Origin of the sequence: Comamonas sp. (assembly GCF_009360615.1) — a bacterium.
GTDB lineage: Bacteria > Pseudomonadota > Gammaproteobacteria > Burkholderiales > Burkholderiaceae_C > Comamonas.
This window is the reverse complement of record NZ_SPEY01000021.1, coordinates 1-16394: the sequence shown is the minus strand read 5'-3', so window position 1 is coordinate 16394 and position 16394 is coordinate 1. Positions and strand designations below refer to the sequence as shown.

The window sequence follows — 16394 nt, the reverse complement described above, 5'->3', positions numbered from 1 at the left end:
CTTCAGCGGCTCAAGTCGTGAAAAAAGCCCGGATGCAGCGATGCACCGGGCTTTTTGCTGTTCGTTCGACGGCTGCAGGCGCAATCGCAGAAGGGCCGGAGCCTGACGCAGGGGGTTACTGGCTGGCGAGTTCAGGATAGTCGGTATAGCCGTCCGCGCCGCCCCCGTAGAAGCGTTCGCTGTTCCAGGCATTGAGCGGCAGGTCGTTGCGCAGGCGATGCACCAGGTCGGGGTTGGAGATATAGGCCTTGCCAAAGGCCACGACATCGGCATAGCCGCTTTCCACGGCGCGCATGGCCAGCTCGCGGTCGTAGCCGTTGTTGACCATCCAGGCTCCTGCACCGCCCGCAGCACGGTAGGACTGCTTGAGGGCCTGATAGTCGAAGGGGCGATCTGCCAGCTCGCGCGGACCGCCTGTTGCGCCCTCGATCACGTGGATATAGGACAGGCCGAGCGGCGCGAGCTGGCGCACCAGGTATTCGAACAGCGCCTGCGGGTCCGCGTCCACGATGTCGTTGGCGGGCGTGACCGGGGAGATGCGGATGCCGACCTTGCCGGCACCGATGGCGTCGGCCACGCAGCGCACGCATTCCAGCACCAGACGGGCCCGGTTTTCGATGCTGCCGCCGTAGTCGTCGCTGCGCTGGTTGGTGCCGGTCTTGAGGAATTGGTCGAGCAGATAGCCGTTGGCGGCATGCAGCTCCACGCCATCGAAACCTGCCGCTTGCACGGCCTCGCGCGCAGCGGTGGCGAAGCTGCGAACGATGTCCGGCAGCTCCTGCTGCTCAAGTGCACGCGGTGCCGAGGTGGCGACGAACTGGCCTTGTCCGGTCTCGCGGTCGATCACAAAGGTCTTGGAGCGGGCCGTCAGCGCCGAGGGCGCGACCGGCGACTGCCTGCCGGGCTGCAGCAGGGTGTGGGAGATGCGGCCCACATGCCAGAGCTGGGTGACGATGCGGCCGCCCTTGGCATGCACGGCATCGGTGACTTTCTTCCAGGCCCGCAGCTGCTCTTCGCTGTAGAGACCGGGTACGTCGGCATAGCCCTGTGCCTGATGACTGATGGCCGTTCCTTCGCTGATCAGCAGGCCGGCAGAGGCGCGCTGGACGTAGTAGGTTTGCATCAGCGGCGTGGGTACGGCGTCGGGGGCTCGGTTGCGCGTCAGCGGAGCCATGGCAATGCGGTTGGGCAGGCGCAGGCTGCCCGCTTCAATCGGGTCGAACAATGAGGTCATGCAGAACTCCAGATGAAAAAAAGCTCGGTGGGTACCGAGCTTTTGAGTGTGCATGGGTGTCAAAAAACTTACTTCAGCAAGCCTTCTGCCTTCATGGCCGCCTGCACGGCGGGGCGCGCCAGAATGCGCTCGCGGTAGGCCTGAATGTGCTGGAGTTCGGAGATGTCCAGTCCCACGAACTGGGCCCATCCGGTGACCGTGAAAAAGTAGGCATCGGCCACGGTGAACTGGTCGCCCATCAGATAGGTCTTGTTGGCGAGCTGCTCGTTGACCCAGGCCAGGCGCTTGAGCACGCTGGCGCGCGCCATGGGCTTGTAGTCTTCCGGCGTTGCGGGGTTGAACAAGGGGCCGAAGCCCTTGTGCACCTCGGTGCTGATGAAGTTCAGCCACTCCTGCAGGTGGTAGCGGGCCACGGTGCCGTTGGCGGGGGCCAGGTTTTTCTCGGGGACCAGGTCGGCGAGGTATTGAACGATGGCCGGGCCTTCGTGCAAGGTGTCGCCGTTGTCCAGCACCAGAAAGGGCACATACCCCAGCGGATTGATGCCGTAGTAATCCGTTCCATCCTGGAGCTTGTGGCTCTTGGTGCTGACCATCACGGTTTCATGCTGCAGATCTGCTTCATGCAGCACGATGTGCGGAGACAGGGAGCAGGCGCCGGGGCTGTAGTAAAGCTTCATGGTGAGTGGCTCTCTATGCAATGAAAAGACAAGCGCCCATGCTAAACCGGTTGCATGTCACATGCATATCCGGTCGACAGCAAGTCGTCCGCATCCGTGGGGGATTGCTCAGCCCAGGCGCGCTGCGGCCCACAGCACCTGCTGCACCAGCGCCTCCATGCCCTGCTGGTTCTGCGCGCGCACCAGTTGGCCCTGGGCATCGAAGGCCTCGCCTGCCTGGCTCACGGCATGGCTGCGGGGGGCCACCCAGCATTCCAGATTCAATAGCAAAGCAGCGAGGTGTGACTGGGCTCTCAGGCCGCCCAGGCCACCTGGCGAGGCACTGGCCATGCCGACGACCTTGTTGCGAAAAGGCAGGACGCCATCAGACCACTGTGCATCGCCCTTGACCGGGCTGGAGGCCCAGTCGATCGCGTTCTTGAGCAGGGCAGGGTAGCTGCCGTTGTACTCGGGGCTGCAGACAATCCAGGCCGAATGACCGTGCATGGCCTGCTTGAGGCGTATCACGTCGGCCGGTGTGCCCTGCGCTTCAAGGTCGGCGTTGTAGAGGGGAATGTCGTAGTCCGACAGCTCCAGCAGAGTGGGCTCAGCGCCTTGCTGCCGGGCGATGGAGGCGGCAGCCCGGGCCAGCTTGCGGTTGTAAGAGTCTTGGCGGGTGCTGCCCGCGAAAATGAGGATTTGCATGCAGGCATTGCAGCACAGAGCGAATGCATTTTTCATGCGTAGGCAGGGCGATCAGGGCAAACATCTAGGCTGGGCTTCAGGCCGCCATGTTCCACGTGAAACCCCCCAGCCAGGGCATTGTTGGGCCAATGGTGGGAAAATTGCAGGTTCCCCGCAGGGCTGGACATGGCGCGAGAACATGTAGGCCTGCCGTGAGAGCCGAGGCATGGGTGCTTCGTGCAGGGGCAAGGGCCGGGCTTGGCCCGGAGCAGAAATATGTTGTACCCACAGGAATTTGACGTGATCGTGGTCGGTGGCGGCCATGCCGGCACCGAGGCGGCGCTGGCCGCTGCACGCATGGGCAGCAAAACATTGCTGCTGACCCACAATATCGAAACCCTGGGGCAGATGAGCTGCAACCCCAGCATTGGCGGCATCGGCAAGGGCCACCTGGTCAAGGAGGTCGATGCCCTGGGCGGTGCCATGGCCCTGGCGACCGACAAGGGCGGCATCCAGTTCCGCATCCTGAACAGCTCCAAGGGCCCGGCCGTGCGTGCCACGCGTGCCCAGGCCGACCGCATTCTGTACAAGGCCGCGATTCGCGAGATGCTGGAAAACCAGCCCAATCTCTGGCTCTTCCAGCAGGCCGTGGATGATCTGATGGTGGAGGGCGATCGCGTGGTCGGTGCCGTCACTCAGGTGGGTCTCAAGTTCCGCAGCCGCACCGTGGTGCTGACGGCGGGCACTTTCCTCGATGGCAAGATCCACGTGGGCCTGAACAACTATGCCGCAGGCCGTGCGGGCGATCCTCCTGCCGTGAGCCTGTCGGCGCGTCTGAAGGAACTCAAGCTGCCTCAGGGCCGTCTGAAGACCGGCACGCCGCCACGTATTGACGGTCGCAGCATCGACTTCAGTCAGTGCGAGGAGCAACCCGGTGACGGCATGCCCGGCGGCGTGAACGAGGGTGAAGTGCCCGTGTTCAGCTTCATGGGCAACCGTGACATGCATCCCCGTCAGATGCCTTGCTGGATCACGCACACCAATGCGCGCACGCACGAAATCATTCGCAGCGGCTTTGACCGCAGTCCCATGTTCACCGGCAAGATCGAGGGCGTGGGTCCGCGTTACTGCCCCAGCGTGGAAGACAAGATCAACCGCTTTGCGGACAAGGAAAGCCACCAGATCTTCCTCGAGCCCGAAGGTCTGACCACGCACGAGTTCTACCCCAACGGGATCTCCACCAGCCTGCCGTTCGACATTCAGTACGAACTGGTGCGCAGCATGAAGGGGCTGGAGAACGCCCACATCCTGCGCCCCGGCTATGCCATCGAGTACGACTATTTCGATCCGCGTTCGCTCAAGAGCAGCTTCGAGACCAAGCAGATCCAGGGCCTGTTCTTTGCAGGCCAGATCAATGGCACGACCGGCTATGAAGAGGCTGCGGCCCAGGGGCTGTTCGCCGGCCTGAACGCAGCACTGCAGTGCCGTGGCGAAGGCCCCTGGATGCCCCGCCGTGACGAGGCCTATCTGGGCGTGCTGGTCGACGACCTGATCACCAAGGGCGTGACCGAGCCCTATCGCATGTTCACCAGCCGCGCCGAGTTCCGCCTGCAGCTGCGCGAAGACAATGCCGATATGCGCCTGACCGAAGCGGGTCGCCAGATGGGCCTGGTCGACGATGTGCGCTGGGATTCCTTCAGCCGCAAGCGCGATGCTGTTTCACGTGAAACAGAGCGCCTCAAATCCACGTGGGTGAATCCGCGAGTCGTGGCCGCGCAAGAGTCCGAGCGTGTGCTGGGCAAGGCCATGGAACGCGAATACAACCTGTTCGACCTGCTGCGTCGCCCCGGTGTGGATTACGACAAGCTCATGGGCATGAACCAGGGCAGCTACGCCAGTGCCGCAGTGCAGCCCGAGGCACTGGGCGAACTCAGTGCCCCGGTGATCGAGCAGGTGGAGATCGCCGCCAAGTACTCAGGCTATATCGACCGCCAGAAGGATGAGGTGGAGCGGGCTGCGCATTTCGAGCGCCTGCGTCTGCCGCTGGACTTTGACTACATGCAGGTGGCGGCACTGTCCTTTGAAGTGCGCCAGAAGCTGCAAAAGCACAGGCCTGAGACCCTGGGCCAGGCTTCGCGCATTTCGGGGGTGACGCCGGCAGCCATCTCGCTGCTCATGGTGCATCTGAAAAAAGGCGGCTTCAAGGGCTTTGCCACTCAGAACGAGGAGGCTTCCGCATGAGCCAGGTTCTGCGAACCCAGCTGGAGCAAGGCGTTCAGGCCCTGAAGCTGGAACTGGTACCGGCCCAGATCGATCTGCTGATGTCCTTCATGGATCTGCTGCAGAAATGGAACAAGGTCTACAACCTGACATCGGTACGCGATCCCCAGGAGATGCTGACGCATCACCTGCTCGACAGTCTGGCCGCCGTGCCCGCCTTGCTGCGTCATGTGGACCGGCTGCCCGTGGAAGAGGGCAAGCGCATGCCGTTGCTGGACGTGGGCTCCGGCGGGGGGCTGCCCGGCGTGGTGTTTGCCATCTGCTGTCCGCAGATCGATGTGAACTGCGTGGACACCGTGGGCAAGAAGGCCGCTTTCATCCAGCAGGTGGCTGCGTCCTTGCGTCTTCCCAATCTGCGTGGCATTCACGACCGGGTGGAGAACCTCAAGACCCGATATCCGGTCATCAGCTGCCGAGCCTTTGCCTCCTTGGCAGACTTCACCGCCTGGTCGCGCAAGGCTCTGGCCGAGGACGGAATCTGGTTTGCCATGAAAGGCAAGCACCCTGATGAGGAAATGGCTGCGCTGCCTGCCGATGTGAAGGTGTTTCACGTGGAACCCTTGCAGGTTCCCGGCCTGGATGCGGAGCGCTGCGTCATCTGGTTGAAAATTAATTAACCCCTGAGCGGCGTTGCCGCTTCTCCCTGGAAGGGGGAAGATGCCTTCGCCGCAGGGCGGATTTTGCTCGGCATCCTCAACCTAGGCCGGCAATTGCCCGAAGTCGCTGGCCACGGTGAATCCGGTTTTTACACACCGTATCGGACAACATCTGCGCAATGCAGATGCACTGGTCATGGCCCTCGCATAAACTTGCTGTTTTCCATCGCGCAGGGTTTGAATGTTTGGCATCTCTGATTACGGCGCTTTTGCAGCCGCCGTCACCGTTTTCTTGCTGATCCCTGGACCGGGCAACCTGGCCCTGATTACCTCGACGGGCAAGGGCGGATGGAGAGCGGGCCTTGCCTGCTGCCTGGGCGTGATGGCTGCCGACCAGGTGCTGATGTGGCTGGCCGTGGCGGGTGTGGCGGCGGTGCTGTCCGCCTATCCGGCGGCCTTCCACGCGGTGCAATGGGTAGGTGCGGGCTATCTGGCCTGGCTGGGCTTCAGGCTGTTCTCGGCCAGGCCCGGCGATGCCCCGGCCATTGAAATCCAGCCGCGCCAGTATTTTCGCCAGGGGGCTCTGATCACCCTGATGAACCCCAAGGCCATTGTGTTCTACATGGCTTTCTTTCCCATGTTCGTCGATCCGGCTCGGCACCAGGGTGCCATCACCTTTGGCGTGATGGCTGCCACGGTGGCGGCCATTACCTTTATCTACAGCGTCATCGTGGTGATGCTGACCACGGTGCTGGCGGAGCGTTTGCGGGCCAGTCCGGCCGTGGTGAAGTGGCTGGAAAAAACAGCCGGTGTGTTTCTGATCGGTTTTGGCCTCAAGCTGGCCGTCAACTAAAAGAGAAGTTCAATGGCCAAAATTTTCTGCGTTGCCAATCAAAAGGGTGGAGTGGGCAAGACCACGACCACGGTCAATCTTGCCGCCGGCCTGGCCAAGGTCGGCCAGCGTGTGCTGCTGATCGACCTCGATCCGCAGGGCAATGCCACCATGGGCTCCGGCGTGGACAAGCGCGCGCTGGAACTGACGGTCTACGACGTGCTGCTGGAAAACGCCAGCGTCAAGGAAGCAGCCCAGAAGTCCGAGCAGGTCGGCTATGACGTGCTGGGCGCCAACCGCGAGCTGTCCGGTGCCGAGATCGAGCTGGTCTCGCTGGAGCGCCGCAACGAGCGCCTCAAGACGGCGCTGCAGGCCGTGGCCGCCGACTATGACTTCGTGCTGATTGACTGCCCGCCTTCGCTGTCCATGCTGACCCTGAACGGTCTGTGCTCGGCGCATGGCGTGATCGTGCCCATGCAGTGCGAGTACTTTGCGCTGGAAGGTCTGACCGATCTGGTCAACACCATCAAGCAGGTGCATGCCAACATGAATCCCGACCTGCAGATCATCGGCCTGTTGCGCGTGATGTTCGATCCGCGCACCACGCTGCAGCAGCAGGTCAGCGACCAGCTCAAGGAGCATTTCGGCGACAAGGTGTTCGACACCGTGATTCCGCGCAATGTGCGCCTGGCCGAAGCCCCCAGCTATGGCCTGCCCGGCGTGGTGTTCGACGCTTCGGCCAAGGGCAGCAAGGCCTTTGTCGAGTTCGCCGAAGAGATGGTGCGTCGCATCAAGAAAATGTGAGTGTTTCACGTGAAACAGCTCCCCGTCTCCTGTCCTGCCATCGCCAACGACCATGACCTCTGAAGCACTGAACCCCCAGCATGTCTGGCTGTTGCCCGGCTGGCAGAACTCCGACCCTGGTCACTGGCAGAGTCTGTGGCAGGACCGGTACGGCTACCAGCGGCTGGAGCAGCATAGCTGGCAGCATCCGCTGCGCGGTGACTGGAGCATCCGCCTGCAAGAAACCGTGCTCGACGCACCCGCTCCCGTGACGCTGGTGGCGCACAGCCTGGGTTGCGTGCTGGTGGCATGGTGGGCGGCGCATTCTCAGGTCGCGAAAAACAAGGTGCGCGGCGCTATGCTGGTGGCTCCCGGCGACACCGAGCAGGAGAGTCTGCGTGGCGTCCTGCCGGGCTGGTCACCTGTGCTGCTGCAAAAGCTGCCCTTCCCGTCGATACTGGTGGGCAGCGAGAACGACCCCAACTGCTCTGTAGCACGCGCACAGACCATGGCACAGGGGTGGGGCAGCCGTTTTGTGAATGCGGGTGCCGCAGGCCATATCAACACGGCCAGCGGACTGGGACTGTGGGAAGCCGGGCATGAGCTGCTGCTCTCCCTTTAAAGAAAGAATTCAGCAATGGTGACTAAGAAACCCAAGGGCCTGGGACGTGGTCTGGAAGCCCTGCTGGGCCCCAAGGTCAGCGAAGCAGAGCAGGCCGCAGCGAGCGGGTCTCAGGCCAATCTGCCAAGCTCCCTGGCACTCAATGTGATGGTGGCCGGCCAGTACCAGCCGCGCACCCGCATGGACGAAGGTGCCTTGTACGAGCTGGCCGAGAGCATCAAGGCCCAGGGCATCATGCAGCCGATCCTGGTGCGTCAGCTCTCCCGGGGCGACAACGCCGGCAAGTACGAAATCATTGCCGGCGAACGGCGCTTCCGAGCCGCGCATATCGCGGGTCTGTCCGAGGTGCCGGTGTTGGTGCGCGAGGTGCCCGACGAGGCGGCAGCGGCCATGGCACTGATCGAGAACATTCAGCGCGAAGACCTGAATCCGCTGGAAGAGGCGCAGGGTCTGGCCCGTCTGGTCAAGGAGTTCGGTCTGACCCACGAGCAGACCGCGCAGGCTGTGGGCCGCTCGCGCAGTGCTGCCACCAATCTGCTGCGCCTGCTGAATCTGGCCGAGCCCGTGCAGACCATGCTGATGGCCGGCGATATCGACATGGGCCATGCACGGGCGCTGCTGACGCTGGACCGTGCCACCCAGATCACGGCAGGCAACCAGATCGCGGCCAAGAAGATGTCGGTGCGCGAGGCCGAAGCACTGGTCAAGAAGATCGGTGCCGAGTTCAATCTGACGCGCCAGAAGGCCAAGAAAGAGGGCAAGTCGCGCGACGTGAAACGCATCGAGGAAGAGCTGTCCGACCTGCTCACCGCCGATGTCGAGGTGCGCATCAAGAAGACCGTGCGCCGCCATGGCAAGCAGCAGGAAATGGGCGAGATCGCCATCCAGTTCGGCTCGCTGGAGGAGCTCAACGGCCTCATCGAAAAGCTGCGCGGCGAAGTCTGATTCTTGCGCCCAAGCAAGCGAAAAGAGCATCCGCGGATGCTCTTTTTTTTTGTGCGCGCGCAGGGTTCAGCTGCGGTAGCCGGGGTCGATTCGTTCAAGCTTGCGCAGCAGGGCAGGCCAGGCAAACTGGCCGCCCATTCCGCCGGTCTGCACCTTCATGGCATGGGCGATGCCCTGCAGAATCTGCGGGTCGACCTCGGTGAGTTCGGTGCCGCCGGACTGGGCCGCGATCTGGATCTGGCAGGCGGACTCGAAGACGTACATGGACAGAAAGGCATCGGCAATCGTGGGGCCGCAGGTCAGCAGACCGTGGTTGCGCAGCATGAGGAAGTTGGCCTCGCCCATGTCGGCCAGCAGACGCGGCTTCTCGTCCTCGCGAAAGGCCACGCCCTCGTAGACGTGATAGGCCAGGGACCCCAGGACAAACGTGCTCTGCTGGCTGATGGGCAGAAGGCCGTTCTTCTGGGCCGCCACGGCCACGCCGGCACGCGTGTGGGTATGGATCACGCATTGCGCATCGGCGCGGGCCTCGTGCACGGCGCTGTGGATGACGAAGCCGGCCGGGTTCACGGGGAAGGGCGAGTCCATGAGCTTGTTGCAGCCCAGGTCCACCTTGATCAGCGAAGAGGCCGTGATCTCGTCAAACATCAGCCCGTAGGGGTTGATGAGAAAGTGATGCCCGGGGCCCGGCAGCCGCGCGCTGATGTGGGTGAAGACCAGATCGCTCCAGCCGTACAGCGCCACCAGCCGGTAGCAGGCGGCCAGGTCCACGCGCAGCTGCCATTCCTCGGGGCTGACCAGATGCCGGACGCTGGGGATGTTCAAGGGTTCTTGGCTCACGGGAGACTCTCCTTCATCGTTGATCCGATGAATGTAGACACTCACGCGCCGGCAGTCTGTTGGCCAGGCGACAGAACCCTGGAAACTCGGGCGAGGCGGGTTCGGATCAGGCGCGGTGGCGATGCCCGTGGCAGGTGCTGGCCCGAGTCTGAGAATAAAAAAACAGGAGCTTGCAGCGCAAGCTCCTGTTGATTTTCAGATTGCTTCTGTACGTGAACCGAAGCAGATCAGGCGAAAGCAGCTATCAAAAGTGCTTACTTGATCTGGCCGCGAGACAGGTCCTGGATCATGCGGGCGGCCAGATACAGACGCGGTACGATGGTGCTGATCTGCACGTATTCGGCATCGTTGGAATGCGCGCCATAGCCCGACAGTCCGAAGCCCTCGATCACGCCGCCCTTGGCCTTGAGGGCCGCAAAAGCCGCATCCGTGCCGCCGCCCGTGGCCTTGTCCATGACCTTCATGGGCAGCTTCAGCTCCTGCTCATAAATGCCCTGGGCGTGGGCGGCCAGCTTGCGCGCCGTGGCATTGGCTTCCAGCGGCGGGCGGCGCACCTCGAACTTCAGCTCCACCTTGCTGGCGGGGAGCAGCTTGTTGCCAATCTTGTCCTGCATGGCCTTTTCCAGCGCCGTGAAGTCGGCCACGCGCAGCGCGCGGGCATCGGCCTGGGCCGTGGCTTCGGCGGGAACCACATTGCGGTTGGTGCCGGCCTTGGACACCGTCCAGTTGAGCTTGAGGCCGTCCTGGGGCTGGGACAGATCCTTCATCTGCAGCAACTGGTGCGACAGTTCGTACAGCGCATTCACGCCGTCCTCGGGCTTGGCGCCCGCATGCGATGCCTTGCCCGTGACCTTGAGGTAGGCCGCGCCGATGCCGCTGGTGGCCAGGCGCAGGCTGCCGTCGGTGCCGCCGCCTTCAAAGCTGAACACGGCGTCCTGCTCGGCCCCCAGGCGGGTGATGGTGCTGCGTGCGCCGGGCGAGCTGATTTCCTCGTCGCCGTTGATCAGCACGGTCAGTGTGCCGTAGTCCTCGATGCCCAGCTTCCTGAGCAGGGGCACGATATGCATGATCAGGGCCACGCCCTGCTTGTCGTCGGCAATGCCCAGGCCATAGGCCTTGTCGCCGTCGACGCGGAAGGGCTGATCCTTGAGCATGCCGGGCAGATAGACGGTGTCCATGTGCGCGATCAGCATGATGCGGCTGCTGCCCTTGCCCTTGAATTCGGCATGCACCATGGGGCCGACCTTCTCGGGCGTGTCATCGAGGCGGTAGATGTCGCTGGGCTCGATGATCTCGACCTTGCCGCCCTGCGCGCGCAGCTTGCCGGCAATGTATTCGGCGATCTTCTTCACGCCCGCCACATCCTTGCTGCCGGACTCGATATGCACCAGATCGCGCAGCGTATCCAGGTAGGGCTGCTGCTCCTTTTTCGCATGCTCCAGCCATTCGGCCTGAGGGGCAGCCTGGGCAGAGCCGAAGGCCAGCACCAGGGCCAGGGGCAGGGCGCGCAGCAAAGGGGCAGAGGGCGTGTTCCAACGCATAGAAATTCTCCTTGAGGGGGGCGGGCCGCTCCCGGATAGGGCCACGGCGGGAAACGCGGCGTGATGCGCCGCTCAGGGAATTCAGCTTAGCAGCCGTGTTTGCGGCCTCAGCGCTGTGGGACTAGGGATAAATACCAGGGTAACTTGATTTCTCGCGGCGACAAAAAAGCCCTGCCGCTTGCGCAGGCAGGGCTTGACGGGGTGCGCCTGTGACTCAGGCCGCGGCCAGATGGGCTTTGCTCTTCTTGCTCACACCGTCGCCGACGATGACGGCCGAGACCACGGACAGCAGCAGCGCAATCGCCGATCCATAGAACACGGCGTTGTTCATCTGGTGATCCAGCATGTAGCCGAAGACCGGCGCGGCCAGGCAAAAGCCCAGATCCAGGCCCGAATACACCGTGCCGTAGACGCGGCCCGTGGCGCCGGGGGGCGCTGCGCGCTTGATCAGCATGTCGCGCGAGGGGCCGGCCAGGCCCGTGCCCAGACCGGCGATGGACGCCACGATCACGGCCGCCATGCCGGGCAGCCAGCCTGTGCCGACGACAAACAGCAACAGGCCCGAGCCCAGCATGCAGATGGAGATCACCTTCTCCAGCCGCTGCACGCGGCCGACCAGAAAGCCGCCCACCACCATGCCTGCGGCACCGCACAGCATATAGCCGGTGACGATCAGCGCCGTCACGGACAGCGGCAGGCCGTACATGGCTTGCAGGGCCGGGCTGGCAAAGCTCTGGATGGCGCTGAGCGCGCAGGTGCTCCAGAAGAAGAAGGAAAAGCACAGCCATACCGATGGCAGCTTCATGAAGGCCATGGGGTGTTCCTGGGGCGCGGCAACGGCGCCGGCGGCGGGCTTGGCGGCCGCGCCAGCGGCTTCGGCACGGTCGTCGAGCGCGTCACGGTTGAAAACCATGATGGCCAGCACCACGGCGGCACAGATGGCGCCGCACAGGCAGGCCAGACGCCAGGAGCCCGTGGCCGTGGTGATGCCGGCCATGAACAGCGGCGCCAGCGCCCAGCCGATATTGCCCGACAGGCCGTGCACCGAGAAGGCATGGCCTATGCGCTGCTGCGACACGCGCTTGTTGAGGATGGTGAAGTCCACCGGGTGGAAGGGCGCATTGCCCAGGCCCGCAAAGAAGGCGGCGGCCAGCAGCATGCTGTAGCCCTGCGCGGTGCTCGCAATCAGGCCGGCCACCACAAAGCTGCCGAGGGCGGCAAACAGGATGGGACGGGCACCGAAGCGGTCCACCGCAAAGCCGGCCAGCGCCTGGCCGGTGCCGGAGACAATGAAGAACAGCGAGACCATGACGCTGAGCTCGGCATAGCTGTAGCCAAAGTCCTGGATCAGCCAGGGAAACAGCGGCGGCAGCAGCAGATGGAAGAAGTGCGACGAGCCATGGGCCAGGCCGATGAGGCCGATGGTGCGCGCATCACTGCGCAGTGTCTCTGGCGCCTGGTTCTGAAGTGTTGTGGGGGCAGCGGGGTTCATGTATGGCATCTTAGGCAGAGCGGTCTCGTCTTGTATGCGATAGTCTGCCAATTGCTATCGCGTATCAGCCAAACCCATATGCTCAGCCTCCCAGACACCGGATCCCTGCGTGCAGGCAAGGCCTCAGCCTATGTGGAGACGTTGACGCCCCACCTCTACATCCCCACGGCACAGCGCCCCGTGCGTGCCAAATGCCGCTGGCTGGAGGCGGACACCCAGGTCAGGCCCCACCGTCATCCCTGGGGGCAGCTGGCCATTTCCACCACGGGCACCATCCGCCTGACGGTGGCGCAGGGCACCTATATCGTGCCGCCGTCGCGTGCCCTGTGGGTGCCGCCGGGCATGGAGCATGCCGTGACCATGGTGGAAAGCGCCGATCTGCGCACCCTTTACTTCTTTCAGACCCAGGGGCGTTGCGGCCCCGATGTGGCCCCCGGCGAAGAGGCGGCGTGGCGCCAGTGCCGGGTACTCAACGCCTCGGATCTGTTGCGCGCCGTGGTGCGCGAGCTGCCCACGCTGCCCGATGACAGCCTGCAACTGTGCGCGCAGGACCGGACGCGCGAGCATCATCTGAGCCAGCTGCTGCTGGACGAGCTGCGCCGTGCGAGCGCCGTGCAGCTGGGTGTGAACCTGCCCCAGGACAAGCGCCTGCGACTGCTGTGCGAGGCCGTGCTGGCCGACCCGACACGCAACGAGACGCTGGAGGAATGGGCACGCGATACCGGGGCCAGTCCGCGCACCGTGGCGCGACTGTTCCGCCAGCAGCTGGAATGCAGCTTCACCCAGTGGCGTCAGCAGGTGGTGCTGGCCCATGCCGTCAGCCTGGCAGCGCGCAACTGGCCGATTCAGCGCATCGCCGCCGAGCTGGACTACAGCCCCAGCGCCTTCAGTGCCATGGTGCGCCGAACCGTGGGCATGCCGCCGGCGCAGTTCTTCGGCATGCACACCAAGGACATGGCTGCCAGCGATTGATTTGACAGCGCTGCAGGTCTTCTCTTCCCGTTTCCGGGGGCCTGCGGAAAATATTTGCGGCGGCATGGAATGAAAGCGGCCGGCCGGTGCTCTCTATCACCATGATCTTCTCTGCCGAGTCGCGTTACAACCAGTGGGTGCGCGAGCACTACCGCTTTTTGCTGCGCAGCGCCTGGGCGCTGACGGGCTCGCGTGCCACGGCCGAGGATGTGGTGCAGGACTGCTTCACCAGCGCCTGGCGCTTCCGCCACCAGTTGCGGGACCAGAGCATGGCCAGGGCCTGGTTGTTCCAGATCATGCGCCGTCATGCCTTCAGGCACTTCGATCCCGGACCGTTGCAGGCTCAGTCGCTGGACGAGTCCTGCGAGCAGGGCGTGAATCATCATGAATCACTCGATGCGCAGCTGGACGTGGTCAAGGCGCTCAGCCGCATCGCTCCCATCCATCGCGAGGTGCTGGTGCTGTACTACTTTGACGATATGCCCACGGCGCAGATGGCCGAGGCGCTGGATATCGCACCGGGCACCGTGCTGTCGCGCCTGGCACGGGCCCGCGAAGCGCTCAAGACGGTGCTGCAGGAGCCGGTGCGTCCTGCCTGCGGGGCCGGCACCGAATCCTCCGCAGCGGTCAGCGTGATACCGCTGAGAAAGCGCGCACCATGAAACACCAAGAACGTCCCGAAGATACCGATTTCGATCTGCGCGCCCGTGCCGAGCTGGCGCTGGCCTTCGAGCCCGGCGAGCCGCCGGCCTCTTTGCTGCGCCATTCCCCCTGGCATGCCCGGCGTGGCCTGCAGGCACTGTGTGCGGCAGCGATCCTCGGCAGCGCCGCGTGGGGCTGCGTGCTCAGCCTGCGCCCGCCGCAGATGGTGCGCTCGGCCATCGAGCACGAGTACTACGAGCGCACGCTGCGCGGCCAGTTCATCGCCGAGGCCGAGATTGCGCAGCACTTGGATTGGCCTGCCGACCGCAAGCTGCCCGGCTACACCCAGCTCATGCGGCCCTGCGACATCGATGGCAGCCGCGCCTATCACCTGACCACTTTTTTCGAGAAAGGCGGCATCGTCACCGTGCTGGCCTTCGAACAGCCTCTGCGCATTGCCGACGGCCAAGGCTGGTGGGCCAACAGCTACTGGCAGGTGGTGCGCTCGCGCGAAGGCCGCCCGCTGGTGCTCATCGCACAGAAGAAGCAGGCGTTGGCCGTGGCATCACGTGTTCTGGGGCAGCCTGAGAAAGCCGATGGCTGAACCGGATTTTTCGCTCTGAGCATTCACCACAATCACCAAGGAGACATCATGCAACAACCCACTTCCCTGCCGCGTCGTCGCCTTCTTGCCGGAAGCGCCGGTGCGCTGGCTGCGGCCGGTCTGGCCAGCTTCCAGGGCCGGGCAACGGCCCAGGCGGCCGCGCCCGCCGCCAAGCCTTTGCCCGGCTATGCCGGCTTCAAGAATGCCGAGGCCGTGATCGTTCACAGCTCCACCACCATCGAAACCCGGCGCAGCGCGTTCGGCTCCAGCGTGGTGACGCCCACCAGCCAGCTCTATGTGCGCAACAATCTGCCGACGCCGCCAGAGACCATCGTGGCTGATCGCGATGCCTGGGTCGTGCAGATCGATGGCGTGAACCGGCCCCGCCAGCTGAGCGTGCGCGAGCTCAAGACCCTGGGACTGGAGACCGTGGCGATGGTGCTGCAATGCTCGGGCAACGGCCGTGGCTTCTTCCCCTCCAGGCCTAGCGGCACGCAATGGACGGTGGGCGCTGCGGGTTGCGTGGTCTGGAGCGGTGTGCCCGTGCGCGATGTGGTCAAGGCTCTGGGCGGCGTGACCAGCGGCATGCTCTACATGACGGGCACCGGCGGCGAGGTCCTGCCTGCAGGCCTGGACCCCAAGAGCGTGCTGGTGGAGCGCTCCGTGCCCCTGTCGGCCATGGAAGACGCTCTGCTGGCCTGGGAGATGAATGGCGAGCCCGTGCCACTGGCCCATGGCGGCCCGCTGCGCCTGATCGTGCCGGGCTACACCGGCGTGAACAACATCAAGTACATCAAGCAGCTGGCCTTTACCGCCAAGGAAAGTGAAGCGCACATCATGTCGCATGGCTACCGCATCTCGCCTCCGGGCAGCAAGGGCGACCCCAGCCAGCCCTCGGTGCAAGAGATGAGCGTCAAGTCCTGGATCAACAGCCCCCTGCCCGAAGACGGCAACCTGGCAGCCGGCCTGGTGCAGATCCAGGGCGTGGCCTTCGGCGGCATGCACGCCATCAAGGCAGTGGAAGTCTCCATCGACGGTGGCAAGAGCTGGAAGCAGGCCCGCCTGGTAGGCCCGGACATGGGCCGATACGCCTGGCGCCAGTTCGTGCTCCCGGCCCGGCTGCCCAAGGGCACTTACCAGCTTGCCAGCCGCGCCATCGACGTCATGGGCAATGTGCAACCCGAAACGCGCGGTGAAAACCAGAGCGGCTACAACAACACCAGCTGGGCCGACCACGCCGTCACCGTCAACGTGGCCTGAGCACCGCTTCCGCTGCCCATGCCGGGTGCCGAAGATGGGGCACCCGGCATGGGTGTCAGACCCCGATGTATCGCATTTTCCCGAGAACCATGATGAAGACACACCACACCCTCGTCACCCTGCTGCTGGGCGCCCTGGCGGGGACTGCCGCCCATGCCGATCAGGCCGCCCAGATGGCGCGCGGCAAAGAGCTGTTCACCACGGCTGCCGTTCCTGCCTGCGCGGTGTGCCATACCCTGAAGGATGCCGGAGCCGAAGGTGCCATCGGCCCCGTGCTGGACGAGCTGCGGCCCGATGCGGCCCGCGTGGCCAGAGCCCTGAAGGATGGCATCGGTGCCATGCCCTCCTTCAAGGCCACGATGAGCGAAGCCGACATCGCTGCTGTTGCTCTCTATGTGAGCAAGGCCAGCG

Annotated in this window: 17 protein-coding genes; 11 read left to right on the top strand and 6 right to left on the bottom strand. The window is 64.1% G+C overall.

Going from position 1 to position 16394, the window contains the following annotated elements:
• Positions 1–115: 115 nt before the first annotated feature.
• The 3 genes from E2583_RS07060 to E2583_RS07050 all read right to left on the bottom strand — a co-directional run bounded on the left by E2583_RS07060 (position 116) and on the right by E2583_RS07050 (position 2631).
• Positions 116–1234 carry an alkene reductase gene (locus E2583_RS07060; RefSeq protein WP_291594379.1) on the bottom strand — a complete coding sequence of 373 codons (1119 nt, stop codon included), beginning with the start codon at positions 1232–1234 and terminating at the stop codon, positions 116–118.
• A gap of 68 nt (positions 1235–1302) precedes the next feature.
• A complete protein-coding gene (gene gstA, locus E2583_RS07055) occupies positions 1303–1911 on the bottom strand; it encodes a glutathione transferase GstA (protein WP_291594377.1) in 609 nt (202 codons plus the stop codon).
• A 108-nt stretch (positions 1912–2019) separates the two neighbouring features.
• Positions 2020–2631: an NADPH-dependent FMN reductase gene (locus tag E2583_RS07050; RefSeq protein WP_291594375.1), complete on the bottom strand. Its 612-nt coding sequence runs from the start codon at positions 2629–2631 to the stop codon at positions 2020–2022.
• 219 nt (positions 2632–2850) lie between these two features.
• Between E2583_RS07050 and mnmG the strand changes: the two genes are divergently transcribed.
• The 6 genes from mnmG to E2583_RS07020 all read left to right on the top strand — a co-directional run bounded on the left by mnmG (position 2851) and on the right by E2583_RS07020 (position 8632).
• Positions 2851–4815: a tRNA uridine-5-carboxymethylaminomethyl(34) synthesis enzyme MnmG gene (gene mnmG, locus E2583_RS07045; protein ID WP_291594374.1), complete on the top strand. Its 1965-nt coding sequence runs from the start codon at positions 2851–2853 to the stop codon at positions 4813–4815.
• Complete coding sequence (gene rsmG, locus E2583_RS07040; protein ID WP_291594372.1) at positions 4812–5471, top strand: 16S rRNA (guanine(527)-N(7))-methyltransferase RsmG; 660 nt, start codon at positions 4812–4814, stop codon at positions 5469–5471. Before mnmG ends, rsmG begins: the two co-directional genes overlap by 4 nt.
• A gap of 220 nt (positions 5472–5691) precedes the next feature.
• Entirely contained in the window at positions 5692–6303 is a 612-nt protein-coding gene (locus E2583_RS07035) for a LysE family translocator (protein ID WP_291594370.1), read from the top strand.
• 12 nt (positions 6304–6315) lie between these two features.
• Positions 6316–7086, top strand: a complete 771-nt coding sequence (locus tag E2583_RS07030) for an AAA family ATPase (RefSeq protein WP_291594368.1) — start codon at positions 6316–6318, stop codon at positions 7084–7086.
• Positions 7087–7138: 52 nt separating this feature from the next.
• Positions 7139–7687 (top strand): alpha/beta hydrolase, encoded by a 549-nt coding sequence (locus tag E2583_RS07025; protein ID WP_291594367.1) that lies wholly within the window; start codon positions 7139–7141, stop codon positions 7685–7687.
• Between the two features lie 15 nt (positions 7688–7702).
• On the top strand, positions 7703–8632 hold the full coding sequence (locus tag E2583_RS07020; RefSeq protein WP_291594366.1) for a ParB/RepB/Spo0J family partition protein: 930 nt from the start codon (positions 7703–7705) through the stop codon (positions 8630–8632).
• A 66-nt stretch (positions 8633–8698) separates the two neighbouring features.
• On the opposite strand, the gene E2583_RS07015 is transcribed toward E2583_RS07020, so the two are convergent.
• From E2583_RS07015 to E2583_RS07005, 3 genes are all read right to left on the bottom strand, one after another.
• Positions 8699–9472, bottom strand: coding sequence for a class II aldolase/adducin family protein (locus tag E2583_RS07015; protein WP_291594364.1), 774 nt, complete (start codon positions 9470–9472; stop codon positions 8699–8701).
• Between the two features lie 254 nt (positions 9473–9726).
• On the bottom strand, positions 9727–11013 hold the full coding sequence (locus E2583_RS07010) for a M20/M25/M40 family metallo-hydrolase (RefSeq protein ID WP_291594362.1): 1287 nt from the start codon (positions 11011–11013) through the stop codon (positions 9727–9729).
• 214 nt (positions 11014–11227) lie between these two features.
• Positions 11228–12505 carry an MFS transporter gene (locus E2583_RS07005; RefSeq protein ID WP_291594360.1) on the bottom strand — a complete coding sequence of 426 codons (1278 nt, stop codon included), beginning with the start codon at positions 12503–12505 and terminating at the stop codon, positions 11228–11230.
• A 78-nt stretch (positions 12506–12583) separates the two neighbouring features.
• Between E2583_RS07005 and E2583_RS07000 the strand changes: the two genes are divergently transcribed.
• From E2583_RS07000 to E2583_RS06980, 5 genes are all read left to right on the top strand, one after another.
• Positions 12584–13477 (top strand): helix-turn-helix transcriptional regulator, encoded by an 894-nt coding sequence (locus tag E2583_RS07000; protein ID WP_291594358.1) that lies wholly within the window; start codon positions 12584–12586, stop codon positions 13475–13477.
• 101 nt (positions 13478–13578) lie between these two features.
• Entirely contained in the window at positions 13579–14139 is a 561-nt protein-coding gene (locus E2583_RS06995; protein ID WP_291594356.1) for a sigma-70 family RNA polymerase sigma factor, read from the top strand.
• On the top strand, positions 14136–14723 hold the full coding sequence (locus tag E2583_RS06990) for a hypothetical protein (RefSeq protein WP_291594354.1): 588 nt from the start codon (positions 14136–14138) through the stop codon (positions 14721–14723). Before E2583_RS06995 ends, E2583_RS06990 begins: the two co-directional genes overlap by 4 nt.
• Positions 14724–14771: 48 nt before the next feature.
• Complete coding sequence (locus tag E2583_RS06985; protein WP_291594352.1) at positions 14772–15983, top strand: sulfite oxidase; 1212 nt, start codon at positions 14772–14774, stop codon at positions 15981–15983.
• A gap of 173 nt (positions 15984–16156) precedes the next feature.
• Positions 16157–16394, top strand: a 238-nt coding sequence (locus tag E2583_RS06980; RefSeq protein ID WP_291594437.1) for a cytochrome c, incomplete at its 3' end; no start/stop codon positions are given.